The sequence below is a fragment of the Vreelandella lionensis genome (assembly GCF_002087295.1).
GTDB classification, from domain to species: Bacteria; Pseudomonadota; Gammaproteobacteria; order Pseudomonadales; family Halomonadaceae; genus Vreelandella; species Vreelandella lionensis.
The window spans coordinates 1-1,316 of sequence record NZ_MWVI01000037.1; the positions used below are offsets into that span (position 1 = coordinate 1).

Sequence of the window (1,316 nt, forward strand, 5' to 3'; positions counted from 1 at the left end):
CCGGTCTTCGGAATAACCGGGGCGGTTCACTGTTGGATTGAGGTCAACGGTTACCTTGGTGATTTATCCATTTTCAGAACTGCATACCCCATAAGCGGTCGTAGCATCCTCAAAGACTATATTCTTGACCGTTTCGGGCCTGGTCGGGGCGCATTGTTGAGTCCGGTAGAAGATCTCCCTGACGGAATGCAATATATCCCTCAGTATGTTCTCAAAGATGCGCAGGTAGATATGTTTACTGCAAGCTTGGGTTATCAGCTTGAACACGGTATTTAACAAGGCGCAGCAGTTCGCGGCCGATGGCCGCCGGACGCCCTTTACGTGGCTCCTTCGTCGCCACTCCAAGGTCGCCGCTGTGCTTCGTCGTTATACCTATTGTGAGGACTTGCGATAGATGAGCAATATTGAAGGGAGCTTAGTCAAGTTCTTTGATATCGAAAGTGAAGTGCGAGAACACATAAATACTCACAGATATCAAAAGGTTTTGATCTCAGAGTTAGATAACTGGAGTCAAATTTGTAGTTCTTTGGACACTCTAGGCGATACAGGATTAGCGCTAAAAAGTTATTTCAAATCTGACTTTCCTATTGAAGCAGGATTGTCTTATATCTACACCTATGGACTTTTGCAGGCTTTATTTATTCAACAGGATGCGATGAACCATTTGTCTGAAGCATTCGAAGTGCCATATGAGTTGTCTGATGAACTGAAAAGCATCAGAGCAGTTAGAAATGCCTCAATAGGTCACCCAACAAAGAATAGAGTTAAGAAAACTACTTACTTTAATCACATTTCTCGGATTTCAATGAGTAAAGGTGGCTTTACTCTAGCTCGTTTCTACGACGAGGGGGAAAGTGAGTTCATCGACGTTGATTTCAAAAAAATAGTAGAAACACAGCTAATCGGTATTAATAATGCTTACGCATTAATCAGTTATAAGCTTCGAGAAATTGACGAGCAACATAGGGCTAAATTTATGGGAAAACCTCTAGCAGATATTCTTCACTCAACAATGGGGTATATGTTTGAAAAGGTTGGGCAGGCAATATACTCACCATCCAATTCAAATGTTTCATTTGGTCTTAGTATGCTTGAGTCAATCGAAGAGACATACAATAACTTCCGAAGTGCATTGCAAGAGAGAAATGAGTTACCTGACCATATTCAGTACGAACTTGATGAGTACTTTCACGGAATTAAACGAGTGAAAGCTTACCTGGTTAACTCTAATATGAATGACTTTTCAGAGGCAGATGCACGAATATTCTTATTTTATCTGCAAGAGAGCCATAAACCTGAATCCGTGAAGCCGGCGC

Annotated in this window: 2 protein-coding genes; both read left to right on the forward strand. The window is 41.9% G+C overall.

The genetic code is table 11. From position 1 onward, the window contains the following. Positions 1-276, forward strand: a 276-nt coding sequence (locus B4967_RS18210) for a hypothetical protein (RefSeq protein ID WP_207953577.1), incomplete at its 5' end; no start/stop codon positions are given. 118 nt (positions 277-394) lie between these two features. Next, positions 395-1,316, forward strand: a 922-nt coding sequence (locus tag B4967_RS04700; RefSeq protein WP_083023916.1) for a hypothetical protein, incomplete at its 3' end; no start/stop codon positions are given.